This is a genomic window from Streptococcus sp. KHUD_015, from assembly GCF_051106265.1.
Lineage (GTDB): Bacteria > Bacillota > Bacilli > Lactobacillales > Streptococcaceae > Streptococcus.
Genome location: NZ_CP193665.1, coordinates 727,422 through 752,405, shown reverse-complemented (window position 1 = coordinate 752,405; position 24,984 = coordinate 727,422). Strand labels below are relative to the sequence as shown.

Below are 24,984 nucleotides of genomic sequence, written 5' to 3'. Positions count from 1 at the left end.
CAAACTTTGATTCTTCTGTCTTATCTTATCTCAAACCCATCTGAGACAATTTATTCTGATATTTATTTTGATCGACCAGCAACCCCAAGCCTCCATAGACATCATAGGCATCTACCCAATCACCCAGTTCTGGAACTGTTAATCTCTCAATGCCGTTTTGTGCTCCATTTAGGAAGGATAAACCATTGGTCAATAAGAAACTATAAGGAACATTCGTTGAGGTCATTCCGAAGACCTTGCCAAGTGCCTCTGAGCCTGTAAAGAGCTTGGTTGGATCTTTGATTTGCTGAAGAACTGCTGTCAGCACTTGCTGCTGTCTCTTGGTACGACCATAATCGCCTTCATCATCATCACGGAAACGAGCATAATTAAGCAAGGTCGAACCATTCATCTGCTGTTTCCCGACTTTAATAGTCTGGGTCGGAGACTCTGTTTCCGTAGCATGTAAGTCATCTCCCACCGTAGCTTCAGTTAACGGTTGACCTTCCAAGGTTGAGAATTTAGCGTCAATCATCACTCCATCAGGGAAAAGCGTGTCAATCGCTGTTGCAAAGGCCTGAAAGTCAACCAAGGCATAGTACTTAATGTCCAAGTCAAAATTATCTTTCAAGACTTGGCGAACCATTTCTGCCCCTTTTTGCCCCTCTTGTTCTCCTAACTCGTAGGCTACGTTTAACTTGTTATCTGTCTGTTTTCTACCGTTAATCACTTGACTGTAACCGTCTATATAGACCAAATTATCGCGCATAAAACTGACTAGCTTGATTTTCTTATCTGAACCTCCGACATTTAATACCATAATAGAGTCAGTACGCGTCTCAGCACTATTTTGACCGATTCGCCCATCGGTACCCATGATCAAAATATTAACACCATCTCTGGTATCCTGACCATTAAAGACTTCTACTTGAGCGGCCTTAGCATTGGCAGTTTTGGTTGAATCAGCATTTGAATAGCCTTTTAGGAACATAAAAATCATGCCAAGCGCTACACAAGCTAAGATAGCCAGTAAGCCTGCGAAAATACGCCCCCACCGTAGCTTACACTTTTTAGTTTTTTTCATTGGAAGAGAATTGATTTTCTGGTATCTCTCAGAGCGACTACGACTATCATAAGAAGGGATCGAAGTGTTAGCACGTGTCTTTCTATAATCCTCGGTCAATTCTTGACTTTCTGAGGTGGCGTCACTACTTTCCCCATTCAATTTATCTTGCAAGTAAGCAAACTCTTCTTTTTCTCGCTCATTGAGATAGTGAATATTCTTAAGTAGATAGTCATAGCGTAACTGCTCGTGGTGACTTAAGGGATTTTCTTTACTCATCTTCTCTCCTTTCCATGGTCTGATATTAGATAAATAGGATAGGTACCCAAAACCTTATACTGGATTCCAATCGCTTCTAATTCTTTTTGGGCAAAGCGGACCAGATCCTTATCAGCATAGTCCACATCGATAATGAAAAAGTATTCGCCCAGTGCTGTCTTGAGTGGACGACTTTCAATTTTTGTTAAGTCAATTCCTCGCCAAGCAAAGGTCGACAGGGCCTTATAAAGTGCACCTGGAAGGTTGTCAGGTAAGGTCAAGGCCAAACTCATTTTCTCAGTTTGTGCTTGCAAGGGAATACTAGGCTTTTCAGCTCCTAAAACCCAGAAACGTGTGAAATTGGCTTCCATTTCCTGAATATCCTCGGCAATCAGTTCTAAGCCATATTCTTCAGCAGAACTTCTAGGTGCAATTGCTGCAAAGGGCTGGTCTGGATGTTCGGAAATAAAGCGGGCCGCATAGGCTGTACTAGCAGTCACCTCGATTTGAGCATCTGGATACTGTTCATCGATAAATTTCTTTCCTTGCGCCAAGGCCTGTGGATGTGAAAAAATCTTTTCAATCTTAGTATGACCTGGAACCACCATCAACTGCTGATGAATAGGCTGAACGATTTCTGCCACTGCTTGAATGTGAACCTGATGAAAAAGGTAGTCCAAGGTTTCATGAACACTACCCTCGATAGAATTTTCAACTGGCACCACAGAATAGTCCACCAAGCCTTGCTCATAGGCCTTGATGACATCTGTAATATTGGCAAAGGCCTGCAATTCCTCATGAGAAAAAGCTGTCTGCACAACGTGGTGTGAAAATGATCCCTTGGGACCTAGATAAGCAATTTTCATCTCAGTTCCTCTATAATTTCCTCTGGACTTAGCTTGGTCACATCCAAAATCCGACTAGCCACTTCCTCATACCAAGCCTGTCGTTCTTGAAAAATAGCTGCTAGTTCTTCTTTGCTATTATTTAGAAAAAGCGGGCGCTGATTGTCCTTATCAGCTGATATGCGTTGGTAGAGGGTTTCAAAATCGGCTTTTAAGTAAATATTATCAGAATTGGTTTTGAGTAAGTCGCGATTTTTCTGAGAAACGACTACTCCTCCACCAGTTGACACGACTTGGTCTGTTTGTAGTAAATCAGCTAGGACTTCTGATTCTACCTGACGAAAGGCCGCTTCTCCCTTTTCAGAGAAAAATTCCGCAATGGACATGCCTAGGCGTTTCTCTATCAGAGCATCCATATCGAGATAATCTGGGTCCAAGCCTCTTGCAATAGTCGATTTGCCAGCCCCCATAAATCCTAGTAATACCTTAGCCATGAATCAAGCTCTCCAAATCATCAAAGAAGCTAGGATAACTGGTATTGATGGCTTCTGCACGATTAAGCTCCACCTCTCCATCTGCAACCAAGAGAGCTGCGATAGCTGTCATCATGCCGATACGATGGTCTCCAAAAGTATTGACTCTAGCACCGTGAAGGGTTGATTTGCCTTTGATAATCATTCCATCTGCTGTAGGTGTGATATTCGCACCCATGCTATTTAAAGCGTCTGCCACAACCTGAATACGGTCTGTTTCCTTGACCTTGAGTTCCTCAGCATCCTTAATAATCGTTACACCTTGAGCTTGGGTCGCCAGAAGGGCAATAATAGGCAATTCATCAATCAAGCGTGGAATCAAGGCACCGCCAATCTCTGTTCCTTTCAAGTCAGAAGACTCAACAGTCAAGGTAGCAGATTTAGCGACTGGGTCAATTTCAGTTATTTCTAGTTTTCCACCCATTGCACGAATGACATCAATAATACCAGTACGCGTTTCGTTGATGCCCACATTCTTCAGTACTAGACGAGAGTTTGGAACAATCAATCCTGCGACTAACCAAAAGGCTGCACTGGAAATATCTCCTGGAACAACTACCTTTTGCCCTGTCAATTTTTGTGGCCCTTGGACTGTGATTTTCTTGCCCTCCACACTTAAATGACCACCAAATTGTTGCAACATATCTTCAGTATGATTACGGGTGCATTCTTTTTCGATAATAACGGACTCCCCCTGAGCCTGCAAAGCTGCAAACATCAAGGCAGACTTTACTTGGGCAGAGGCAATTGGCAACTCATAGTGAATAGGTCTTAGGTTCTTCGTCCCTTTTAAGTGAAGAGGAGGCAGGTCTCGCTCAGTTTGTCCTGAAATACTAACGCCCATTTTTTTCAGTGGAAGGGTCACGCGGTCCATAGGACGTTTGGAAAGACTATCATCTCCAAACATTTCTACTTCAAAGTCTGCACCAGCAAGAACACCTGAAATCAGACGAATCGAGGTGCCAGAATTTCCCATATCAAGGGCATTTTGCGGAGCTTTTAAACCATCCATACCTACACCTTGAATGGTAATAACGCCATCTTTATCCTCAATCTCAACACCAAGATCACGAAAGACTTGCATGGTCGAAAGGACGTCTTCGCCACGTAATATATCATAAACCTTGGTCTCACCCTCAGCCAAGCTTCCAAAGATAATGGAACGGTGACTGATAGATTTGTCACCTGGAACTCGTATACTGCCGTGTAAGTGGCTAATGTTTGTTTTTAGTTTCATACTGGACCTCATACTTGCAATACTTTTACTTATTTTATCATAAAAAGCCAGAAATTCCTTAAAAATTCCTGACTTTAGGATTGTTATTTTCTTATTTTAGCAATTCTGAAACTGGTTCGAAAACAATTTTTTCAATGTCAGAAAGGTAAATGGCCAATTGTTGTTGCTTGGTAAAGAATTCTGACAATAGGTTATTTCCCTGAATCTGCTTGCCAAAGTTTTCCATCTTAGCTTGGAAGGAAGCGTCTGGCATTTGACCTGTCTGCGCTAATCTTTGAATTTCCTCTTGGAAAGCAACATATTCCGTAAAGATTTTGCTCGCCTCAGCATCTGCTGAAATCGCATCTTTAGCTGTTTTAACAGCCTTGTATTCTGGTAATTCGCGTAGGCCGCGACTGAGTTCGTTTGCACTATCGTAAATATTTGACATAATTTTCTCCTTATTTGATAACAACTGTGTAGTCGGTATTTTCTGTTATGAGGTGCTCGGCTCGTTCCAAGTCTTGAGCATTTTTAAATGAAATTTGTAGAATCCCGTGAATATCTTCACGGTTTTCCTCATTGATGTGGATATTAACCAAGGAAGTTCCACGTAGCAGTTCCAAGATTCGTAAAATGACATCTTCTTCATCGGGAACATCGACATAAAGGTCATAAGAGCTATCCACACCACCACGCTTATGGATTTCCATGGCCTGGCGTTGTTCACGCGCTTGATTGAAAAAGTTCCAGATTTGCTCTTCATCTCCCTTGCTGATGGCCTGGCCAACCTCATCTAAACGTTCCTTAAAATCCTCAATTCGCTCTAGGATAGTCTCGCGATTGGACAATAGAATGGAGGTCCACATACCTGGCTCGCTTTCCGCAATTCGGGTCATATCTCGAAAACCACCTGCAGCAAAACGCCTTGCCATCTCATGTTCTTGAGCATAAACCGCGGTCTGCTCCATGAGACTAGAAGCCAGAATATGAGGGAAATGGCTAATCTGAGAAGTCACACGATCATGCTCCTTGGCATCAATCTCGATAAAGCGAGCATGAAGACCTGAAAGCAAGTCCTTCATTTCCTCAAGTGTGTCAGGACTTGTCAGGCTTGAAGGTGTAAAGATATAATAGGCATTTTCAAAGAGATTGACATCCGCAGAAGCAGCTCCTGTCTTGTGACTACCAGCCATGGGATGGGCTCCGACAAATCGAACAGACTTGCCATCCAAATACTGCTCCGCCGCATCCACAATAGCTGACTTGGTCGAACCAGCATCTGAAATAATGACGCCTTCTTTCAAGTCCAAGTTGGCCAACTCCTTAATGAAAGCAATGGTTTGTTTGATTGGCAAACTGAGAATAATGATATCTGCCAAAGGAGCAAAACTGGCAAAATCATCCGTTGCACGGTCAATCATGCCTTCTTTCAAGGCGATATCTCTCGAAGCTTGACTGCGATTATAACCTAAAATTTTATAATCTGGATGATCGCGTTTGATACCTAGGGCCATAGAGGCTCCAATCAATCCAAGACCTACGATATAGACTGTTTTTGCCATAGGAACTCCTTAATAGTTCTTTGTATAGTCTCGGTGTTTGGCTACTGCTTCTTTTAGTTCCTCGAGATTATCTGATGAGAATTTTTCAAGGATTTCTTGCGCCAGAACCGTTGCCACAACGGCTTCCATGACCACTCCTGCAGCTGGAAGAGCAGTCGGATCGCTTCTCTCGACAGTTGCCTTGTAGGGTTCATGGGTTTCAATATCAACGCTCATGAGTGGTTTGTAGAGAGTAGGAATGGGTTTCATGACACCACGAACAACGATAGGTTGTCCATTTGTCATACCACCCTCAAATCCACCCAGGTTATTGGTGCGACGGGTATAGCCCTCTTCTTCAGACCAGAGAATTTCATCCATGACTTGGCTGCCTTTACGGTAACCCGCTTCAAAGCCAAGACCAAATTCTACCCCTTTAAAGGCATTGATAGAGACAACAGCTTGAGCTAATCTTGCATCCAATTTTCTGTCCCATTGGACATAGGAACCAAGACCAACTGGAACACCTCCAACGACTGTCTCCACAACCCCACCGATGGTATCACCGTCACGTTTGATTTGGTCAATATAATCCTTGATTTCCTGTTCCCGTTCTTGGTTGACAATAGAAACTTCAGACTGGGCAGCTCGTTCCTTAATCTCAGCGACTGTTAGATTTTCAGGAACATCGATTTCCTTGCCACCAAAGACCACGACATGGTTGGCAATTTCCATATCCAGCTCAGCCAAGAGGCGTTTAGCTACAGCCCCAACTGCCACCCGCATAGTGGTTTCACGAGCAGATGAGCGCTCCAAGGAATTTCTCAAATCGTCAAAACGGTACTTGATACCCCCAACCAAGTCGGCGTGACCTGGACGAGGATGAGTGATTTTTCGCTTGCTTTTAAGTTTGTCTTCAATATCTTCGGCAGACATGATATCCAGCCATTTTTGGTGGTCTTTATTAATGACATCCATGGTAATAGGAGCCCCTGTCGTCTTCCCATGACGAACTCCAGAAGTAAAGACAACCTGGTCACTCTCAATCTTCATACGGCCACCACGACCGTAACCACCCTGACGGCGCTTAAGGTCCTCATTGATATCTTCAGCTGTCAAAGGAAGCCCAGCTGGAATTCCCTCAATGATAGCTGTCAGACGGGGTCCGTGCGATTCTCCTGCAGTTAAATATCTCATACACTCTCCTTATTTTACCAAGTAGTCTTTCATCTCTTCCAGAGAAACTGGGTGAATGGTCGCTGAGCCAAACTCTGGCACCAAGACCAATTTCAAGGTATTGCCACGCGCTTTTTTGTCATGAGTAAGAGCTTGATAAAGCTTATCAACATCCCAGTTTTCATAGTCAACAGGCAAGCCAAATTTCTGACACATCTCTGTAATAGACTGAGTTATGCCAGCTGGCATGAGGCCTTTTTCCTCAGCAACCTTGGAAATCTGTACCATTCCCATGGCCACAGCTTCACCATGCATGACTTTTCCATAACCGGCAGTTGCTTCAATGGCATGGCCAATAGTATGGCCAAAATTGAGGTAAAGACGAACACCATTGTCCAACTCATCCTCAACCACCATCTTGCGCTTGACCTGACAAGAATGTTCAATCAAGGTCTCTGCATGCTCCAAAATGCTCTCCACAGAACCATCCAACTCCGTCAAAAGATTCCAGAGTTCCACATCCTCAATCAAGCCATACTTGATAACCTCGCCCATCCCTTCAATCAACTCTCTTTTTCCGAGGGTTTCAAGAACAAGCGGATCAATCAGAACCCCATCTGGTTGGGCAAAGGTCCCCACCATATTTTTAGCAAAGGGAGTGTTGACACCAGTCTTTCCACCGATAGACGAATCCACCTGGGCAGTTAAACTGGTCGGAATCTGAACAAAATGAATACCCCGCATATAGGTAGAGGCCACAAAGCCAGCCAAGTCCCCAACGACACCGCCACCGAGAGCCACGATTCCATCGCTACGAGTCAAACCTTGCTTGACTAAAAATTCATAGACTTTCTGGACAGTGGTTAAATTCTTTCTTTCTTCCCCTTCCAAAAAGTCAAATACCGCTACCTGAAAACCAGCATCTTCTAGGCTGAGCTTGACCTTCTCTGCATAAAGAGAAGCTACATGGTTGTCTGTTACGATAACCACTTTTTGTGGTTGCCAGAGTTCTTGCAACCATTGACCAGTCTGAGCCAGACAACCTTTTTCAATCTGAATATCATAAGGATGGTGAGGAATATCGATTCTGATTTTCATAGGAGAATCTCCTTTTCTTTATTGGTATTTTTCTGTTAAGGACTGCCAAATCTCTTCCGTCGGCATTTCCTTTCCTGTCCACAGTTGAAAAGCTTCTGCAGCTTGATAGAGCAACATTCCCAGCCCATTGATCGCTGGATTGCCCTGACTTCTAGCCCATTTCAAAAATGGTGTTTCAAAGGGTTGATAAATGATATCAGCCACTAAGAGAGTTTCCGGTAAAACTATGCTTTCAGGAACTGGAGATGATTGACCATCCATCCCTACACTTGTCGCATTGACAAGTAAATCCGACTCAGCAATCCTTGCTTGCAGTTCAGGAACATCTTCTAAAGCATACAAGTCCACTTTAAAGCCTGTTTGCTCCTGTAACTTGTCTAGGTAAGGTCTTGTTTTTTCCATAGAAACGAAACGAACAAAGACAGAAATCTGACTGACACCATCCAAAATAGCTTGCGCCAGAATGGATTTAGCCGCACCACCTGCACCCAGCAGGGTCATCTTCTTACCTGAAATTGTAAAAGAAGGCAAGCTCTTAAAAAATCCCTTGCCATCTGTATTATATCCAATTAAATTGCCATTCTCATTGACAACCGTATTAACCGCACCAATCAAGCGCGCTTCATCGCTCAGCTCATCCAAATAAGGAATCACCTGCTCCTTATAGGGCATGGACAGATTGATGCCAAACATCTGGTAGCGACGAATATTGGCCACTGTGGCTTCCAAGTCAGCCACTTCAATCTCCCAAGCCACGTAAGCACCATTGGTAGCTGTCGCTTCAAAGGCCCTATTGTGGATAAAGGGGGAAATAGAATGCTTAATTGGATTGGCAACAACTGCTGCTAAACGCGTATAGCCATCAAGCTTCATCCAAAATCTCCCTGATTTTTTTCATATTAGCTAGGGAAATCTGACCTGGGGCACTAGCCTCATCTAGACTAGCAAAGGACCAGCTAGAACCAGTCACATCTGCAGTGATACGAGAGACCTTACCCACCTTTCCCATAGAAATAGTTACATATTCCTGCTCAGGATTGAGGGTTTTAAAGCCTCGTGTATAGTTCATCAAGTCTAGCACATCCTGCTCCGTGTGAGCCATCACCGCAACCTTAACAAGTTTTGGATTTAGGCTCGTCAACTCTGACAAGATTTCCATCATGTTTTCAGGTGTTTCTTGGAAATTGTGGTAACTCAAAATGAGATTCGGGAAGTCCAGCATTTCCTCAAAAACATCCTTGTAGCTAAAGTACTCAAAATCAATATAGTCTGGTTGATAGAGTTGCGCCACTTCCTTGATCAGATGGATATATTCTTCTGGAGAAAGATCAATTTCTCCCCCTTCAGAACGAGTTCGCAGCGTGAAAACCAACTCACGGCCTGCGAATTTTTCAAAAATAGCTGGAGCTACCTGCAAAATCGCTTCTTTAGGCAGATAGTCGGCACGCCATTCAATGATGTCGGCATCCAGGTACCTCGTGGCATCCAGGGCCTGGGCCTCCTCTAAACTTCTTGGCATTACTGAAACGATTAATTTCATTTACTAACCTTCATACTAATCACCTTGAGGTAATTACTACTTTCATCTTTTTTGTTATAGGCGAAATCTGCTGGAAGACCGTATTTGTTTAAAATCTGGTAACTTCTTCCTGCAAAGCCTTTATCAATTTGTTCTGTAAATTTCTGGCGGGAAACATTGGCAGCATTGGTACTAGCAATAATAATCCCTCCAGGATTTAAAATCTCAAGACTCTGGGATATTAACTTGTGATAATCCTTGGCCACAGAGAACGTTTGTTTTTTGTTCCGAGCGAAACTAGGCGGATCTAAGACAATCACATCGTAGGTCAAGCCTTTTCGTTTGGCATATTTGAAATATTCAAAGACATCCATGACTATAAAACGATGGTCGTCTGTGCTGATTCCATTTGCCTGAAAATGCGCTTGAGACAATTCTCGTGAACGTTTGGCTAGGTCAACAGAAGTTGTCTGGCTAGATCCTCCCATGGCCGCAGCTACTGAAAAGGCTGCTGTATAAGAAAACATATTGAGCAAGGATTTACCCATAGCCAATCCATCCACTAAACTACCGCGAACTTCATGCTGGTCTAGGAAAATCCCTGTCATCAAGCCATCATTCATAAAGACTTGATACAGGACACCATTTTCCAAAACAGTGAAAAATTCAGGTGCTTCTTGACCATAAACATGGGCAGATTCATAGTCTAAACCCTTAAAACGGATCTTCTCATAGGTCCCTAAAACCTCAGGAAAAACCTGTCTAAAGGCTTCCGAGATAATCTTGCGAATCTGATAAACATAAGAGTTATACCAAGAAAAGACGACATAGTCGCCATACAGGTCCACTGTTAGACCCCCGAAGCCATCCCCCTCTTGGTTGAAGAGACGAAAGGCAGTTGTCAAATCATCTTGATAGTAGGCTTTTCTCTTTTCTTTGGCTTTTCTAAACAGCGTTTCAAAGAAAGCTTGATTGAAGGCCACCTTGTCCTTACTAACAAACCAGCCCAAGCCCTTGTTTTGCTGAGAAAGGTAGGCAGTTCCAAGAAAGGTTCCTTCTTGACTATGGACTTCTACTTCCTGATCCTTGAGATGAACATCTGCAAGGTCACTGGCTTCTAGTAAAACAAGCCCCTTGGAAAGCTTTTTTTCAACCCGTTTACTGACTCTTATTTTATTCATAATCCCTATTATAGCAAATTTTATGACAATTCTCAAAAAAGAAACTACCCTTGCTTTGTTACTCTAGTTTTAAAAAATGCTATACTAATACTAATAAAAACTTAGGAAGTAATTGTGTGAGAATCACAATAAAAGATGCTCTTCCGTCTTGGAGGAGCATTTCTTCTTATCAATGAAAATCAAAGAGCAAACTAAGAAACTAACCTCAGTTTAACTTTGAGATTATAGGTAGAGATGTTGTACCTACAATATGTGTCTGTCAAATTTAGTGACAAAGGTAGAAGAAAGATGAAGAAATAAATCAGCTTCAGCAGGTATCTGGAAAATTTGATTTTATAGAAAAGCCTTTTGTTACAAACTCAATATACTATCAATAAATAATATTATAGAAGCAACAATAATTAAAATTTCACCTATTTGCATCATTCTATTTCGAACTTTAAATATATGTTCTATCAAAAATACTTCGATCACACACATTATAGGAATTAACGTTTTTGAAATTGAAAAATATCCAAATAAATAAACTATAAACAACAATAATAGAACTATATTATATTTCTTATTCAAAATATTCCTCCTTATATTTTTGATTACCAATCTTAATCATTTAAAACTATATTATAACAAAATATGAAAGCCTTGTTAACAAATATTGCCATTCTTTTAAATTTTTTTGTGATTCGAATGTGATAAGCTACTTCGATATTGATTATAGATGATTTTTCGTTTATACTTAGAGGTGAACACAATGTGATAGAAAAGTGCCACTTTGTGTGCGATAAACTATGAGCCTTTTGTGCCATATTTTTCTCCTTTCGCTTTACAATTGGCTTTAACACCTTTATTGTATCGCGTTTGGAGTTTTTTTGGTATAACCTTCGACGCACACCCGCATAGCGGGTGGTTTTTTTGTCTCGCACCTAATTGAGCGAGACGGACTGCAAATCACATAATTAAAAAAGTTGGAGCTCAGCACTCCAACAATTGCTATTAAAACGTTTGGCGTTTTGCTTTACGATCTGCACGACCTCGAGCGCGATTTTCAGCACGCTTGGTTTTACGGCGCTTTTCATCAACCGCCCATTGAATTTTTTTCTTATAACCTGGTTTGACTTTTTTCTTTTTCTTTTTAACCAAACCAATCATTTCGATATCAAGTTTATCTTGTTTTTTCTCACGGTTGGCACGACGATCACGGTCATAGGTATCTTGAAATTCCCCGTCTTTGACCATCTTAGGAATAAACTTGATTCCCAATTTCTCCAACTCACGGATATCCGAGTCATCACTTGGCTGATAAAGGGTAATAGCTGTGCCTGGTAAGCCATTGCGTCCGGTACGACCAACACGGTGCACGAAGAAGGATAGGTCTTGCGGAATGGCATCATTGATGACATGACTGACACCTTCAATGTCAATTCCACGCGCTGCCAAGTCTGTTGCGACAATGTACTCAAAATCCAGATTTTTCACCTGATTCATGATTCGCTTACGTTCACGAGGGGCAATATCTCCATGAATCTTCGCTACCTTCAATCCTTGAGCAGTCAGGTATGCATGCAATTCATCAGCACGTGTTTTAGTGTTAACAAAAATCATTGCCAAATAAGGCTGCATCAACTGAGTCAATTGATAAATTTGAGCATTCTTGTCACGTCCCTTGGTTGAAATCAACCAATTATCAATAGTGTCAGAAATAACCGTTTTGGTCTTGATTTTCTCCATAACAGGATTTGACAAGTATTTTTTCAAGAATGGTTGTAGTTTTTGTGGAATAGTCGCTGAGAAGACCATGAATTGCAGGTCTTTTGGAAGGCTGGCAGCAATCTTATCAACAGTTTCCAAGAATCCCATATCCAAGGTCATGTCTGCCTCATCGACCACAAAGGTCTTAGCCTTGTGAATAGCCAAATCACCGGATTTAACCAAGTCGTAGATACGGCCTGGTGTTCCAATAACAATATGAGGCTGATTGCTTGCCAATTTCTCAATCTGACGAGCCTTATCCGTACCACCCACATAATTAACCACACGAACTTCGACATCTGAGTGAGCTGAAATCTGACGGGCTGCTTGGTAAATTTGAGTAGCCAACTCACGACTCGGTGCAGTAATCACTGCCTGTACACTATCACTAGCTTCATCTAATTGCTGGAAAATCGGTAACAAGAAAGTATGAGTCTTACCTGAACCTGTTTTTGATTCTCCTACTAGGTCACGACCTGACAAAACAATCGGAATCAACTTATCTTGCACCTCTGTAGGAGTTGTAAATTTTAACTCCTCCAAGGCTTCTCTAATATAGTTTTTAAATTGAAATTTCGTAAATGACATAATATCCTCGATTCTATCTATCTTACCAATTATACCATATTTTATTCCATTTCAGTAGTCTCACTTATTTAGGCTATTTCCTGTAGCTTTTCTAGTCAGAAAAAGGCTAGAATTTTATAATTCCAACCTCTTTTCAGTCATTATTTCCAGTTTAAAGTAGCATTCAAGCCATAGTGATCACTAACTTGTGGACTCTTGTTACCATCAAATACGACATGTAATTTTTCCACCGCTAACTCCTTGGTAGTAAAAACATAGTCGATTCGAAGGGGTTCAGTGTTCCCCTTCCATCCATCAATTTCTGGTGGAACAGTATAGCTACCACTTTTATCTTGAGCAACTTCAAATGCGTCTTGTAAGCCTAATGGACTAGCTAAAATAGCTTGGTAACCTTCCTGACCTGCTGGATTGTTGAAATCTCCAGCCAGCAAAAGTGGCTTGTTCAATTCTTTCAAGACAGCCTCAAATCGCGCCCATTCTTCTTGGAAACCTTTATCCCACCAAGAAAGGTGGACACTGGCAACTGCAAGGTCCTTGCCATCAACTACAGTTTCAGCCAGGGCGACACGGCGAGTATGATAGTCTGTTGGATCATCCACATCTGAAACCAAAATTTCTCTTGCTTCAATAGGTGTTTTAGACAAGATAGCCACACCTTCATGGTAGCGGTCATAACCAATATGGTTATAGGCCCAAGTCCAGTAGTAATCTTTCCCTTGCTCTGACAACTTTTCAACCAAAAGTCTAACATAATGGTCTTGGTGAATAGGCTCAGCTGCTGGCAAAGCTTGATAAAGGTCATTAACCTCCACCACTGGCGAAGTGATCTCCTGATTGATTTCTTGGAAACAAATCAAATCATAGTCTTTTTCAAGAATATCCTCAAGCAAAATCTGGAATTTTTCCTCTGCTTCTTTCTCCATCCAACTGTGAGTATTGAGTGTTAAAAATTTCATTCTTTTCTCCCAAAATAAGAGGTTGGAATACAGCTTCCAACCTCAAGTATATTACAATTCTACTTTAGCAACTGCTGTTTTAGCTGCAAGAGAACCTGTTTTTTCTAATTTAACTGATTTAATTGCATCACCATTTGTGAAGACAACTACTGTTGAAGTTTCACGTCCTGCTGCACGGATAGCATCCAAGTCAGCTGTGACAAGAAGATCTCCTGCTGCAACTTTTTGTCCTTCAGCAACATGAACTGTAAATGGTTTACCTTCAAGACTTACTGTGTCCAAACCAATGTGAACCAATACTTCAAGACCTGGTTCAGTCACAATACCAAGAGCATGTTTTGTTGGGAAGATGCTTGATACAGTACCTGAAACTGGAGATACAATGTTTCCATTTGCAGGTTCTACTGCAAATCCATCACCCATCATTTTTTGAGCAAATACTGGATCTTTTACTTGTTCCAAAGCAACAACTTGACCGTCTGCTACTGAGTAAACTTCCTCAGTAAGACCTTTGAAGTGAACAGTGTTTTGTTGTGCTTCAGTCATTTGGCTTGGAAGAGTTTCAGGAATGATTTCACCTGAATCAAGGATATCTTGGATATCAGATTTCAATACGTCTGCTTTTGGACCGTAGATAGCTTGAACTCCTTGTCCTTTCATGACAAGACCCATAGCTCCTTCTGCTTTCCATTGTTCTGCATCACCGACTTTGTCAGCATCTTTTACAGTTACACGAAGACGAGTCATACATGCATCAACATCAACGATGTTTGCACGTCCACCAAGAAGGTTAATAATGTTTACAGCTTGAGAGCCTGCTGCAACTTTCACTTCGCTACTAGCTTCTTCTGAACCTTCAGCAGTTTCGTAATTTCCGTTACGTCCTGGAGTTGCGTAGTTGAATTTTTGAATCATGAAGTTTGCGATAAAGTACATGATTACGGCAAAGAGAACAGTTACCCAGATAAAGTTAACGATATCCATACCAATACCAGCATTAATTGCTAGTGGTGTACGAGTCAAGAATTCAATTGAACCGAATGAGTGGACACGTAGGTTTACTACGTCAGCCATAGCGAAGGCAGCACCTTGAACAAGTGAGTAAACAAGATACATAGGTGTTGCTACAAACATGAACATGTATTCGATTGGTTCAGTAACCCCTGTCAAGAATGTTGCAAGAGCTGTCGCAATCATCATACCTTTATATTGATGTTTCTTATCAGCATCGACATTACGGTAGATAGCAACGATCATACCCATCAAGATACCGAATGAACCGATCATTTGTCCAACTTTGAAACGAGCTGGGTGAACAGTATCTAACAATTGTTGGTAGTGACTTGCATCTGTACCTTTAAGGTTAACAAGGTCTGTTACCCATGCAAGCCATAGTGGGTCTTGACCAAATACTTGAGTACCTTTAGCTGCACCAGTTAAAATGTCATAAGTACCACCAAGAGCTGTGTAGTTCATTGGGATAGTCAACATATGGTGAAGACCAAATGGCAAGAGCAAACGTTCCAAAGTACCATACAAGAATGGTGCAAGGATTGGAGCAGTTTCTTGTGAGTTGGCAATCCAGATACCAAAGCTATTGATACCTGTTTGAACTACTGGCCAGAAGGCAGCAAGTAGAATTGCAGCGATTGCTGAACGAAGAATAACTACAAATGGTACGAAACGTTTCCCGTTGAAGAATGAAAGTGCATCAGGAAGTTTACGGAAGTTGTAGTATTTATTGTAAGCAGTTGCCCCTACAAAACCTGAGATAATCCCTACAAACACACCCATGTTCAATGCTGGAGCTTCAAGAACACTAATGAAGTAATCAGCAACTTTGATTGAACCACCAAAGAGAGTTGTGACCATAGCATCTGGATTTTTCAACATATCTCCTGATACACCAAAGATTGTACCAGTGATACGGTTAATCAAGATGAAGGCAAGACCAGCGGCGAAAGCACCACCAGCACGTTCTTTAGCCCAGCTTCCTCCAATTGCTAGGGCAAACAAAATGTGAAGGTTACCGATAACCCCCCAACCAATTTGCTCAAGAATTCCACCTGTAACTACAAGTGGTGCAAAGGTTGGGTTAATCATCACAAGCGACTTACCGATTGAAATCATCAAACCAGCAGCCGGCATAACGGCGATAACCACCATCAAAGCCTTACCGAATTTTTGCCAAAATTCGAAAGACAAGACATTTTTGAATGTATCTTTCATCATTCAAATCTCCTTTATTTTTATTTAGGCAAACGTTTTACGAAAACGTTTGCACTTAACTATGTATTAATTATACCACTTTAATTTTTTTTGTAAAGGCTTTTATAGAAAAAAGTAGACTTTTTTCTAAAATTTTTGTAGTAAAAGAGGAGATATTAAAATCTCCTCAAATATACATCTATTCAAATTTAAATTTTTAAGAATCGGCGCATTGAAATTCCTGATCCAATTGAACCAATAAAAATTCCAATAACAAACAAGAGGACAATCATCAGTGGACTAAATACTTCTGGTGAAATCATAGAAAGATTTTGACCTACTAATGACTTATTAACCGATTGGTAAACCATTTGATAAACAACGAATACTAAAGCTGATGGAATTGTTGCTCCAAGTAATCCGATGAAAGCACCCTCAAGGAGGAATGGTCCTCGGATATAGCTATTCTTAGCACCAACCAAGCGCATAATTTGAATTTCGCGACTGCGAGAAATAATGGTAATACGAATGGTATTAGAAATCAAGAAGACTGCAATGAAAATCAAGAGTCCTGCTATGACTAATCCCCAAACACGAATGAAGGAAGCAAGTTGGAACAGACGTTGTGTGTTGGCTCCACCATCTTGGACTTCTGACACACCTTCAATTTTCTTAGCTTCTTCAGCTACTTTTTGAACATCACTTGGTGTATTTGTATCAACGATATAGGCATCATAGAGAGGATTAGCGTCACCTTCAAAGATTTTCCAGTTGTCCCCCATTGTCTCGGTTAATTTTTCATATTGTTCTTCTTTACTTGAAAAAGTAACACTCTTAACTGTAGACATCCCCTTCAAGGCATTGTATACCTTGTGGTAGTCATTATTGGTAACAGTTTGACCTTCTTTTTCAATAGTCTCACTATTATCAGCTACGTCCTTACGAATGTAAACCATCACTCGGACATTATTTTCAATATCTGTAGCTAGTTTCGCTGTATTGAAAATAACAGAAGCAAATATTGCCACCAAGGTTAACGTAATCATGACTGAGCTGACAGCAGCCACTGTCATCCAACCATTTCGTTTCAAACTTTTTAGTGATTCAAATAAATGGCGAAAAAATCTACTAATCATCGTATCCATACTCTCCTTTTGATTCGTCACGAACGACACGACCATTTTCAATGGCAATGACACGGTGGCGCAAGGTATTTACAATCTGGCTATTATGAGTCGCCATCAAAATAGTTGTTCCTTGTAGGTTAATCCGTTCCAAGAGATTCATAATTTCCCATGAATTATCCGGGTCCAAGTTTCCTGTTGGTTCATCGGCTATCAGTACTTTTGGATTGTTTACAATAGCACGCGCAATCGCAATCCGCTGTTGCTCCCCACCTGAGAGCTCATTTGGAAAAGAACGAACCTTATGCTTCAGTCCAACCAAGTCCAAAACTTCCATCACCCGTTTTTTGATATTACGGCGATTTTCACCAATTACTTCCATAGCGTAAGCAATATTTTCATAGACAGTTTTCTTTGGCAAGAGTTTATAATCCTGGAAGACAACCCCAACACTACGACGGAGAAGCGGGACATCTTTCTTTTTAATCTTAACCAGATTAAAACCAGCAACTGATAGGCTTCCTTTATCGATTTTTACTTCACGATATAGAGAACGAATAAAGGTTGATTTTCCTGCTCCTGAAGGACCTACGATGTAAGCAAATTCCCCCGGTTGAACGCTGACCGAAACACCGCGTAGGGCAGTCGTTCCGTTGTCGTATTTTTTGACGACATCTCTCATTTCAATGATTGACATGTGAGTTCCTTTCTATCTTAACTGATGCGCCACTTGAGATAGGCATCGATAAAACCATCTAGGTCTCCATCCATAACCTTATCTACCTGAGCAACCTCAAAGCTAGTTCGGTGATCTTTTACCATAGTATATGGCGTGAAAACATAAGAACGGATTTGGCTTCCCCATGTGATTTCCTTTTTCTCACCCTTGAGGGAATCAACCTCCGCAGCTTTCTTTTCTTGCTCCATTTGATAGAGCTTAGCCTGCAACATCTTCATGGCACGATCTCTATTTCCATATTGGGTACGATCGACCGTTGACTGGACGACAGTTCCCGTAGGAATGTGTGTCAAACGCACACCTGTTGAAACTTTATTGACGTTCTGTCCACCAGCACCACCTGAACGGAAGGTGTCCATCTTGATATCATCTTCACGGATTTCCACTTCAATAGTATCATCCAATTCTGGCATCACTTCTACAGATGTAAAAGATGTATGGCGACGTTTGGCAGAGTCAAATGGTGAGATTCGTACCAAGCGATGAACACCCATTTCTGACTTAAGAAGACCATAGGCATTAGGCCCTTCAAATGATAAAGTTACCGACTTAATACCAGCTTCATCTCCTGCTTGGTAATCCAATACTTCCACTTTAAAGCCTTTAGCATTTCCATAGCGAGTGTACATACGAAGTAACATATCACCCCAGTCTTGAGCCTCTGTACCACCGGATCCTGGATGGATTTCCAAGATGGCATTATTATGGTCATAAGGTTCTGACAAGAGTAGAGTCATCTCATAGCTGGTCATCATCTTATCAAGTTCTGACAACTGCGTTACCAGTTCTTCTTGAACCGACTCGTCTTCTGCTAAGAAGTCCAATAAAATTTCGACTTCATCCTGCAACTCTTCCATTTTGTGGAAAGTGTTATAGGTGTTTTTTAATTCATTTAATTCTTGCGACGTTTTTTGGGCCGCGATATTATCGTTCCAAAAATCAGGTTCTGTCATCTTGTTTTCCAAGATGGCAATCTCTTCCTCTAGACCCTCTAGGTCAAAGAGACCCCCTGAAAGAAGCTAATTTTTCACGATTTGCGTCAATTTTCTGACGAATTACTGAAATGTCCATAAATACTCCTTTTTTGTATCGTTTTATTATACCATATTCTATCATTTCTTTCCATCTTTTGCTCTAATCTCCCTTTCATGAAAAAAGAAGCCTTTCGGCTTCCATGCTTACAAAATTTTAGCAGAAGTACGACTAATCTCTTCTACTTGAATATTTTCAGCTTCAAATTTTTGCTTTAAGGCTGTCAAATCAACTGATCCATCGATTTGAACTTCGATAATCACCTTACCATCCTTGCGTGGAATATTTACGGTATGGGAGATATTCAAATTTTCTTCTACAATCAAAGAAACAATCTTTCCGAGAACACCAACTTCATCTTCTGTAACAAAGCGCACTCGAATTCCTTCTTCACCATAACCAGCAATTTCAAGAAAGGCTTGGAAAACATCACGGTCAGTAATAACTCCGTATACTTGATGGTTATCTACTACAGGAAGAATACCAATCTTGTTTTTCAGCATCAGATAAGTTGCATCTTCTAGACTAGCATAACCTGAAACAGTGACAACATCACGAATCATGACATCTTTTACTTTGGTCTTATTCAGAAGATAGTTCATCTCATAGATAGAAAGACTTGTGGCTTTTGATGGACTAGCTTGAGCAATGGTTCCCTCAGTTACCAAACCAACCAATTGATCATTTTCGATAACAGGCAAGCGGTGCAACCCTTGCTCTCTCATCAAATCTGCTGCATGAGATACTGTTGTATCTGGACTAATATACACTACCTTGCGGGTCATAAAATCTTTAACTGCCATGAGACTTCTCCTTTTCTATTCTTATCCCTATTATACAATCTTTTTGTAAATCTATCAAACGCTTACATTTCTTTTTCAAAATTCAGAAAAGTATGAATAAGCTAGCAAAAAGAGCTCTAAAATCGAGCTCTATGAATGAAGGTAAGATACCTTTCATTCGATTTTTTAATTATTAGAAATTAAGCTTTTAATGTAGATGCAGATTTGTTTGCAATCTCAATCTACCGACTAAAAAGGTCCCCCGGACCTTTTTAGCCACCTAGATATGCTTTTCTGACTTCTTCTGATGAGGCGAGTTCTTTTCCTGTTCCGGATAGGACGATTTTTCCTGTTTCCAGTACATAGCCTCGGTCAGAGATTGCGAGTGCTTTATTGGCATTTTGTTCAATCAAGAGGACGGTTGTTCCTTGTTTCTGGATATCTTGAATGATATCAAAAATTTCTTGGATAAAGATTGGGGCAAGTCCCATTGATGGCTCATCTAAAAGAAGAAGTTTAGGTGTTGACATAAGGGCGCGTCCCATGGCAAGCATTTGTTGTTCCCCTCCTGAAAGAGTGGCTGCATCTTGGTTCTTCCGTTCTTCAAGACGAGGAAAGCGTGAGAAAACCTTCTTCAAGTTAGCTTGATTTTCATCACGATTTTTCTTTAAGAAAGCTCCCATTTCAAGATTTTCCATAACAGTCAATCCAGGGAAGACGTGGCGTCCTTCTGGTACTTGTGAGAGTCCACCTGCCACGATTTTCTGAGCTGGCATTTTTTGGATTTCTTGACCTAAAAATTCAATCTTTCCTGAGCTTGGTCGAACCAGACCTGACAAGGTACGGAGAATGGTTGTCTTACCTGCACCATTGGCACCGATAAGGGAAACAACTTCTCCTTCATTAACTTCAAAGCTTACATCACGGACTGCTTGGATCATGCCGTAATGCACAGAAAGATTATCAACTTTTAACATAGACATTAGGCTTCACCTCCTAGATAAGCTTCGATAACGCGTTTATTGGTCTTAATTTCGTCCGGAGTTCCCTGAGCAATCAAGCGACCGTATTCAAGTACGTAGATACGTTCTGTTACTTCCATGACCAGATTCATATCATGTTCAATCAACATAATCGTAATTTTAAATTCATCTTTGATGCGACGAATTAACTCAGTCAATTCAGCTGTTTCCTGTGGGTTCATACCTGCGGCTGGTTCATCCAAAAAGAGAATTTTAGGTTCCGTAGCGAGGGCACGAACAATTTCCAAACGACGTTGTTGTCCGTAGGCAAGGTTTTTAGCAAGAGTTTCTGCATCTCCATCTAAATCAAAGATTTTCAGCAATTCTAAAGCTTTAGCCTTTAATTCTTTTTCACTCTTGTAAAAAGCTGGTAGGCGTAAGAAACTAGCAAAAACATGTTGTTTATGATGGTTTCCAAAGGCAATCAAAACATTGTCCAAAACGGTTAAATCTTTAAAGAGACGGATATTTTGGAAAGTACGTCCAAGTCCCAAAGAAGCAATCTTATAAGGTGACTTCCCATTTAAAAGGTGACCATCAAGGGTAACAGTTCCCTCACTCGGTTCATAAACACCCGTCAAGAGGTTGAAAAGAGTGGTTTTCCCAGCTCCGTTTGGACCGATTAGTCCAACCAATTCCCCTTCGTTCAATTCAAGAGTCACATCTCCAACAGCTGTTAGACCGCCAAAATGTTTGGTTAACTGTTTTACTTCAAGTAATGCCATTAGTTTTGTTCCTCCTTCTTAGATTTTTTAAAGAAACGTGATAGGCTCAATTCCCATGTTCCAAGGAGTCCACCTGGTCTGAAAATCATTACCAATACCAAGGCCAAAGCGTAGATAATCATACGTACGCTAGCAACATCTTGGAGAAGCATATTCAAAATTCCAAGGACAATAGCTGAAACGATCGCACCCGTAATGGAACCAAGTCCACCAAATACAACAATAATCAAAACGTTGATCGAGTTGATGAAGGTGTAATCTTTCGGTACAACAGAGCCGATAAATCCTGCCTGAAGTGACCCTGCAATACTTGCAGTAATAGCACCAAAGACAAAAGCAATAATTTTAATTTTAGTCGTATTAACCCCAACTGACTCAGCAGCGATTTCATCCTCACGAACGGATAGGGTTGATCGACCAATCGGGCTACGCAAGAAGTTCAATGTTGCAATGGTTGTAATCACAACAAAGAAGTATACCATTTGCCAAGTTGTAAAGTTAGGAATTCCCAAGATACCTGCCGCACCATTTGTAAGGCTTCCGTCATTGATGATAAAGATACGAATAATTTCAGAAACACCTAGAGTCGCTACCGCAAGATAGTCACCCTTCAAACGCAAGGTTGGAATTCCGACAAGCAAGGCAACTGCTCCTGAAATCAAAGCCCCTACAAGCATAGCTCCAAAGAAGGCACCGTAGGTTGGTGATTTAGAACCAATAATAGCTGCTGCATAGGCACCAATAGCCATGAAACCAGCATGTCCAAGTGAAAATTGTCCTGAAAAACCAACGATTAAGTTAAGGCCAACAGCCAAAATAATATTAATTCCAATTTGTTGTAAAATCTGTACATAGAATAGATTGAGTACTCCGACTGAGACCAGTACACTAATCAAGCCATAGCCAGCTAACAAAAGGAGTAACCATAGAATATTAACTTTTAAATTTTCTTTCATCGTTTACACCTTCTCTTTCACATTTTTACCAAGGATACCAGCTGGGCGGACAATCAAGATCAACAACAAGATTCCATAAACAATGGCATCACGGAAGTCTGACATTCCAAAGGCTGTCGCAAAAGTTTCCAATAGACCAATCACAAAACCACCAAGAGCAGCACCAGGAATAATTCCAATACCACCAAGTACTGCGGCAACGAATGACTTAAGACCTGGAGTAACCCCCATCAAAGGCTCAAGAGAGTTATAATAAAGAGCAATCAGAACACCAGCCGCACCCGCAAGAGCAGAACCCAAAGCAAAGGTAAAGCTGATAGTACGGTTTACATTGATCCCCATCAATTGCGCCGCATCGCTATCTACAGATACTGCACGCATGGCTTTCCCCATCTTTGTCTTTTGAACAATAACTTGTAACAAAATCATCAAAATCAAGGAAATAGCCAAAATCATTAACTGCACGTTTGTTAGGCTAACTGGTCCCAAATCATAGCGAACTGTTTGAATCGCTTGAGGGAAGGCACGAGTATTGGCACCAAACAAATAGACCATACCATACTCCAGTAGGAAGGAAACTCCAATAGCTGTAATCAAAACAGCAATACGAGTAGAGTGGCGTAAAGGTCGATAAGCAAGGAACTCAATCACGACACCAAGAATGGCTGTCGCTAGCATCGCTACAATAAGCGCTACAAAGAAATTCATTTGAAAAGAATTAATCAAGAAATAACCGATAAAGGCTCCCATCATATAAATATCACCGTGGGCAAAGTTGATGAGCTTGATAATTCCGTAAACCATGGTATATCCTAGGGCTAACAGCGCGTAAATACTACCTAGAATCAAACCATTTACTAGTTGTTGGAGCATAAAATTCACTCTTTCTATTTATAATTTTGAGGGTTTTCCCTCACTTTTTGATAGGTTCTTATACTCAATGAAAATCAAAGAGCAAACTAGAAAACTAGCCGCAGGTTGCTCAAAGCACTGCTTTGAGGTTGTAGATAAGACTGACGAAGTCATTCACATATATAATCCAAGGCGACGTTGACGCGGTTTGAATTTGATTTTCGAAGAGTACTAAACATCGAAACAGGGAGTGAGTCCGAGGCTCATTCCCTATTTCATCATTTTTCTATTATGGTTTTACAACTTCTGCTGCTTCAACCTTACCATTGTTCATGGTCATCATGTAAGCAGTTTTGACTGTGTTGTGGTCTGCATCGAAGCTTGTTTGACCAGTTACACCTTCAAAGTCTTTTGTTTTAGCAAGATTATCTTTGATTTCACCTGAATTTTTAGCGCCTTTTGCTGCGTTTGCTACAAGGTGAACTGAATCATAAGCCAAGGCTGCAAATGTTGAAGGCTCTTCGTTGTACTTAGCACGGTAAGCATCAAGGAAGGCTTTTGCTTTAGCTGAAACTTCTACAGTAGTTGAGAAGCCTGAGATAAAGTAGATGTTTGATGCTTTTTCAGGAGTTGCTTGTTGTACAAACTCTTCACCGTTGAATCCATCACCACCAACGATTGGCTTGTCAATTCCCATACCACGCGCTTGGTTTACAATTTTACCAGCTTCAGTGTAGTAACCAGGAACAACAATGGCATCAAAGTCTTTCCCTTTCATTTTTGTAAGGGCTGCTTGGAAGTCTGTATCACCTGCTACGAAAGTTTCATCTGCAACGATTTCACCTTTGTAAGCTTCACGGAAGGCTTTGGCAATCCCTTTAGCATAGTCGCTGGCGTTGTCAGTGTATAGAACAACTTTCTTAGCGTTTAATTTATCAGAAACATAGTTTGAGATAATTTTTCCTTGGAAGCTATCTTGGAAAGTTCCGATAAAGAGGTAATCTTGACCTTTAGTCAACCCATCTTGAGTCGCACTTGGCGAAATCAATGGAACACCTGCTTTTGTAGCGTTCGCTACCGCAGCTGCAGTTGCACCAGATGTCGCAGGTCCTACGATTGCTGATACCTTAGATTGGGTTACAAGGTTAGTTGTTACTGAAGCAGCCTCTGCTGTTTCAGACTTGTTATCTTTATCGACTACTTCGATTTGTTTTCCGTCGATACCACCTGCTGCATTGATTTCATCAACAGCAAGTTGAGCACCTTTTTGTTCAGATGTCCCGTAGGCTGCTACGGCACCAGTTTCTTCAAAGTTAAATCCGATTTTGATTGTCTTTTCCTCTACTGAGTTACCAGCAGTGTTGACTGCTCCAGACTTCACTTCTCCACAGGCTGCAAGAAGTGCTACACTTGCAAGCGCCACAAACGATAGGGCAAATTTTTTCTTCATCTTTTTTGACTCCTTATTTCTTAAATAAATAGCATGTTAAGAATATACCGAATTATCAGAAAATTGTCAACACTTTTCTTGAACTTTTTCGATGATAACGTTTTCCTCTCGATAAAGATTGCCCACAAAGGGTGTTTCCAGCTCTTGAATATGACAAGCTCTAACTTTTTTGATAAATCTTTCCTTACCTAATCTCTCAACTACGTTCTCTAGATTCTCTGTTGGAACATAGAGTTGTAAGTAACGATGTTTCTTGGAATGATAGGTAATATCTCCATAATCCTGCAGTTTTTTTGCATCTCGATTATAGTAAAGATAGATAATCAAGCCAGATCGATTTACTTTTTCAAACATGATAAATCCTCTTTCTAAGAAATCTCCCCCTATTA

At 41.0% G+C, this 24,984-nt stretch carries 24 protein-coding genes and 1 pseudogene; all 25 read right to left on the bottom strand.

Features of this window, described 5'->3' with window-relative positions:
- Positions 1-25: 25 nt before the first annotated feature.
- The 25 genes and pseudogenes from ACORHU_RS03465 to ACORHU_RS03345 all read right to left on the bottom strand — a co-directional run bounded on the left by ACORHU_RS03465 (position 26) and on the right by ACORHU_RS03345 (position 24,949).
- A complete protein-coding gene (locus ACORHU_RS03465; RefSeq protein ID WP_434364802.1) occupies positions 26-1,321 on the bottom strand; it encodes an LCP family protein in 1,296 nt (431 codons plus the stop codon).
- On the bottom strand, positions 1,318-2,166 hold the full coding sequence (gene pheA, locus ACORHU_RS03460) for a prephenate dehydratase (protein ID WP_061759769.1): 849 nt from the start codon (positions 2,164-2,166) through the stop codon (positions 1,318-1,320). Before pheA ends, ACORHU_RS03465 begins: the two co-directional genes overlap by 4 nt.
- On the bottom strand, positions 2,163-2,639 hold the full coding sequence (locus ACORHU_RS03455) for a shikimate kinase (protein ID WP_061759768.1): 477 nt from the start codon (positions 2,637-2,639) through the stop codon (positions 2,163-2,165). Before ACORHU_RS03455 ends, pheA begins: the two co-directional genes overlap by 4 nt.
- Positions 2,632-3,915 (bottom strand): 3-phosphoshikimate 1-carboxyvinyltransferase, encoded by a 1,284-nt coding sequence (gene aroA / locus ACORHU_RS03450; RefSeq protein WP_061759767.1) that lies wholly within the window; start codon positions 3,913-3,915, stop codon positions 2,632-2,634. The genes ACORHU_RS03455 and aroA overlap by 8 nt, the downstream gene beginning before the upstream one ends.
- 91 nt (positions 3,916-4,006) lie before the next feature.
- Positions 4,007-4,345, bottom strand: a complete 339-nt coding sequence (locus ACORHU_RS03445) for a YlbF/YmcA family competence regulator (protein ID WP_061759766.1) — start codon at positions 4,343-4,345, stop codon at positions 4,007-4,009.
- Positions 4,346-4,355: 10 nt separating this feature from the next.
- Positions 4,356-5,459, bottom strand: a complete 1,104-nt coding sequence (locus ACORHU_RS03440; protein ID WP_061759765.1) for a prephenate dehydrogenase — start codon at positions 5,457-5,459, stop codon at positions 4,356-4,358.
- A 9-nt stretch (positions 5,460-5,468) separates the two neighbouring features.
- Positions 5,469-6,635 carry a chorismate synthase gene (gene aroC / locus ACORHU_RS03435; RefSeq protein ID WP_434364799.1) on the bottom strand — a complete coding sequence of 389 codons (1,167 nt, stop codon included), beginning with the start codon at positions 6,633-6,635 and terminating at the stop codon, positions 5,469-5,471.
- Between the two features lie 9 nt (positions 6,636-6,644).
- Complete coding sequence (gene aroB / locus ACORHU_RS03430; protein WP_434364797.1) at positions 6,645-7,712, bottom strand: 3-dehydroquinate synthase; 1,068 nt, start codon at positions 7,710-7,712, stop codon at positions 6,645-6,647.
- 18 nt (positions 7,713-7,730) lie between these two features.
- Positions 7,731-8,585 (bottom strand): shikimate dehydrogenase, encoded by an 855-nt coding sequence (locus ACORHU_RS03425; RefSeq protein ID WP_434364795.1) that lies wholly within the window; start codon positions 8,583-8,585, stop codon positions 7,731-7,733.
- Complete coding sequence (gene aroD / locus ACORHU_RS03420) at positions 8,575-9,252, bottom strand: type I 3-dehydroquinate dehydratase (RefSeq protein ID WP_125450715.1); 678 nt, start codon at positions 9,250-9,252, stop codon at positions 8,575-8,577. Before aroD ends, ACORHU_RS03425 begins: the two co-directional genes overlap by 11 nt.
- Positions 9,249-10,412 (bottom strand): class I SAM-dependent rRNA methyltransferase, encoded by a 1,164-nt coding sequence (locus tag ACORHU_RS03415; protein ID WP_434364792.1) that lies wholly within the window; start codon positions 10,410-10,412, stop codon positions 9,249-9,251. The genes aroD and ACORHU_RS03415 overlap by 4 nt, the downstream gene beginning before the upstream one ends.
- A 693-nt stretch (positions 10,413-11,105) precedes the next feature.
- A pseudogene (locus ACORHU_RS03410) lies at positions 11,106-11,218 on the bottom strand (IS200/IS605 family transposase); the annotation flags it as partial.
- Between the two features lie 187 nt (positions 11,219-11,405).
- A complete protein-coding gene (locus ACORHU_RS03405) occupies positions 11,406-12,749 on the bottom strand; it encodes a DEAD/DEAH box helicase (RefSeq protein ID WP_434364790.1) in 1,344 nt (447 codons plus the stop codon).
- Between the two features lie 140 nt (positions 12,750-12,889).
- Positions 12,890-13,705, bottom strand: coding sequence for an endonuclease/exonuclease/phosphatase family protein (locus tag ACORHU_RS03400; RefSeq protein WP_261024364.1), 816 nt, complete (start codon positions 13,703-13,705; stop codon positions 12,890-12,892).
- 51 nt (positions 13,706-13,756) lie between these two features.
- A complete protein-coding gene (locus ACORHU_RS03395) occupies positions 13,757-15,937 on the bottom strand; it encodes a PTS transporter subunit IIBC (RefSeq protein ID WP_434364788.1) in 2,181 nt (726 codons plus the stop codon).
- A gap of 185 nt (positions 15,938-16,122) precedes the next feature.
- Positions 16,123-17,049 (bottom strand): permease-like cell division protein FtsX, encoded by a 927-nt coding sequence (gene ftsX, locus ACORHU_RS03390; protein WP_033679949.1) that lies wholly within the window; start codon positions 17,047-17,049, stop codon positions 16,123-16,125.
- The gene (ftsE, locus tag ACORHU_RS03385; RefSeq protein ID WP_000022265.1) at positions 17,042-17,734 is read right to left on the bottom strand and encodes a cell division ATP-binding protein FtsE; all 693 of its coding nucleotides are present in this window, start codon (positions 17,732-17,734) and stop codon (positions 17,042-17,044) included. The genes ftsX and ftsE overlap by 8 nt, the downstream gene beginning before the upstream one ends.
- Before the next feature lie 17 nt (positions 17,735-17,751).
- A protein-coding gene (gene prfB, locus ACORHU_RS03380; protein ID WP_100207657.1) for a peptide chain release factor 2 occupies positions 17,752-18,847 on the bottom strand; the annotation gives its coding sequence in 2 pieces (ribosomal slippage) (positions 17,752-18,774 and positions 18,776-18,847; 1,095 coding nt in all).
- A gap of 107 nt (positions 18,848-18,954) precedes the next feature.
- Positions 18,955-19,611 (bottom strand): CBS domain-containing protein, encoded by a 657-nt coding sequence (locus ACORHU_RS03375; protein WP_033679950.1) that lies wholly within the window; start codon positions 19,609-19,611, stop codon positions 18,955-18,957.
- Between the two features lie 251 nt (positions 19,612-19,862).
- Positions 19,863-20,573 (bottom strand): ABC transporter ATP-binding protein, encoded by a 711-nt coding sequence (locus ACORHU_RS03370; protein ID WP_414338147.1) that lies wholly within the window; start codon positions 20,571-20,573, stop codon positions 19,863-19,865.
- The gene (locus ACORHU_RS03365; protein ID WP_001185997.1) at positions 20,573-21,337 is read right to left on the bottom strand and encodes an ABC transporter ATP-binding protein; all 765 of its coding nucleotides are present in this window, start codon (positions 21,335-21,337) and stop codon (positions 20,573-20,575) included. The genes ACORHU_RS03370 and ACORHU_RS03365 overlap by 1 nt, the downstream gene beginning before the upstream one ends.
- A complete protein-coding gene (locus ACORHU_RS03360; RefSeq protein WP_434364783.1) occupies positions 21,337-22,293 on the bottom strand; it encodes a branched-chain amino acid ABC transporter permease in 957 nt (318 codons plus the stop codon). Before ACORHU_RS03360 ends, ACORHU_RS03365 begins: the two co-directional genes overlap by 1 nt.
- Positions 22,294-22,296: 3 nt before the next feature.
- The gene (locus ACORHU_RS03355) at positions 22,297-23,166 is read right to left on the bottom strand and encodes a branched-chain amino acid ABC transporter permease (protein ID WP_153195510.1); all 870 of its coding nucleotides are present in this window, start codon (positions 23,164-23,166) and stop codon (positions 22,297-22,299) included.
- 268 nt (positions 23,167-23,434) lie between these two features.
- Positions 23,435-24,595: an ABC transporter substrate-binding protein gene (locus tag ACORHU_RS03350; RefSeq protein ID WP_033679953.1), complete on the bottom strand. Its 1,161-nt coding sequence runs from the start codon at positions 24,593-24,595 to the stop codon at positions 23,435-23,437.
- Between the two features lie 66 nt (positions 24,596-24,661).
- Positions 24,662-24,949 (bottom strand): YlbG family protein, encoded by a 288-nt coding sequence (locus ACORHU_RS03345; RefSeq protein WP_285306008.1) that lies wholly within the window; start codon positions 24,947-24,949, stop codon positions 24,662-24,664.
- Between the last annotated feature and the right edge of the window lie 35 nt (positions 24,950-24,984).

Excerpts from the sequence above, each read along its gene's own strand:
- ACORHU_RS03465 (WP_434364802.1), bottom strand. The coding sequence starts at position 1,321 with ATGAGTAAAGAAAATCCCTTAAGTCACCACGAGCAGTTACGCTATGAC.
- pheA (WP_061759769.1), bottom strand. The coding sequence starts at position 2,166 with ATGAAAATTGCTTATCTAGGTCCCAAGGGATCATTTTCACACCACGTT.
- ACORHU_RS03455 (WP_061759768.1), bottom strand. The coding sequence starts at position 2,639 with ATGGCTAAGGTATTACTAGGATTTATGGGGGCTGGCAAATCGACTATT.
- aroA (WP_061759767.1), bottom strand. The coding sequence starts at position 3,915 with ATGAAACTAAAAACAAACATTAGCCACTTACACGGCAGTATACGAGTT.
- ACORHU_RS03445 (WP_061759766.1), bottom strand. The coding sequence starts at position 4,345 with ATGTCAAATATTTACGATAGTGCAAACGAACTCAGTCGCGGCCTACGC.
- ACORHU_RS03440 (WP_061759765.1), bottom strand. The coding sequence starts at position 5,459 with ATGGCAAAAACAGTCTATATCGTAGGTCTTGGATTGATTGGAGCCTCT.
- aroC (WP_434364799.1), bottom strand. The coding sequence starts at position 6,635 with ATGAGATATTTAACTGCAGGAGAATCGCACGGACCCCGTCTGACAGCT.
- aroB (WP_434364797.1), bottom strand. The coding sequence starts at position 7,712 with ATGAAAATCAGAATCGATATTCCTCACCATCCTTATGATATTCAGATT.
- ACORHU_RS03425 (WP_434364795.1), bottom strand. The coding sequence starts at position 8,585 with ATGAAGCTTGATGGCTATACGCGTTTAGCAGCAGTTGTTGCCAATCCA.
- aroD (WP_125450715.1), bottom strand. The coding sequence starts at position 9,252 with ATGAAATTAATCGTTTCAGTAATGCCAAGAAGTTTAGAGGAGGCCCAG.
- ACORHU_RS03415 (WP_434364792.1), bottom strand. The coding sequence starts at position 10,412 with ATGAATAAAATAAGAGTCAGTAAACGGGTTGAAAAAAAGCTTTCCAAG.
- ACORHU_RS03405 (WP_434364790.1), bottom strand. The coding sequence starts at position 12,749 with ATGTCATTTACGAAATTTCAATTTAAAAACTATATTAGAGAAGCCTTG.
- ACORHU_RS03400 (WP_261024364.1), bottom strand. The coding sequence starts at position 13,705 with ATGAAATTTTTAACACTCAATACTCACAGTTGGATGGAGAAAGAAGCA.
- ACORHU_RS03395 (WP_434364788.1), bottom strand. The coding sequence starts at position 15,937 with ATGATGAAAGATACATTCAAAAATGTCTTGTCTTTCGAATTTTGGCAA.
- ftsX (WP_033679949.1), bottom strand. The coding sequence starts at position 17,049 with ATGATTAGTAGATTTTTTCGCCATTTATTTGAATCACTAAAAAGTTTG.
- ftsE (WP_000022265.1), bottom strand. The coding sequence starts at position 17,734 with ATGTCAATCATTGAAATGAGAGATGTCGTCAAAAAATACGACAACGGA.
- ACORHU_RS03375 (WP_033679950.1), bottom strand. The coding sequence starts at position 19,611 with ATGGCAGTTAAAGATTTTATGACCCGCAAGGTAGTGTATATTAGTCCA.
- ACORHU_RS03370 (WP_414338147.1), bottom strand. The coding sequence starts at position 20,573 with ATGTCTATGTTAAAAGTTGATAATCTTTCTGTGCATTACGGCATGATC.
- ACORHU_RS03365 (WP_001185997.1), bottom strand. The coding sequence starts at position 21,337 with ATGGCATTACTTGAAGTAAAACAGTTAACCAAACATTTTGGCGGTCTA.
- ACORHU_RS03360 (WP_434364783.1), bottom strand. The coding sequence starts at position 22,293 with ATGAAAGAAAATTTAAAAGTTAATATTCTATGGTTACTCCTTTTGTTA.
- ACORHU_RS03355 (WP_153195510.1), bottom strand. The coding sequence starts at position 23,166 with ATGCTCCAACAACTAGTAAATGGTTTGATTCTAGGTAGTATTTACGCG.
- ACORHU_RS03350 (WP_033679953.1), bottom strand. The coding sequence starts at position 24,595 with ATGAAGAAAAAATTTGCCCTATCGTTTGTGGCGCTTGCAAGTGTAGCA.
- ACORHU_RS03345 (WP_285306008.1), bottom strand. The coding sequence starts at position 24,949 with ATGTTTGAAAAAGTAAATCGATCTGGCTTGATTATCTATCTTTACTAT.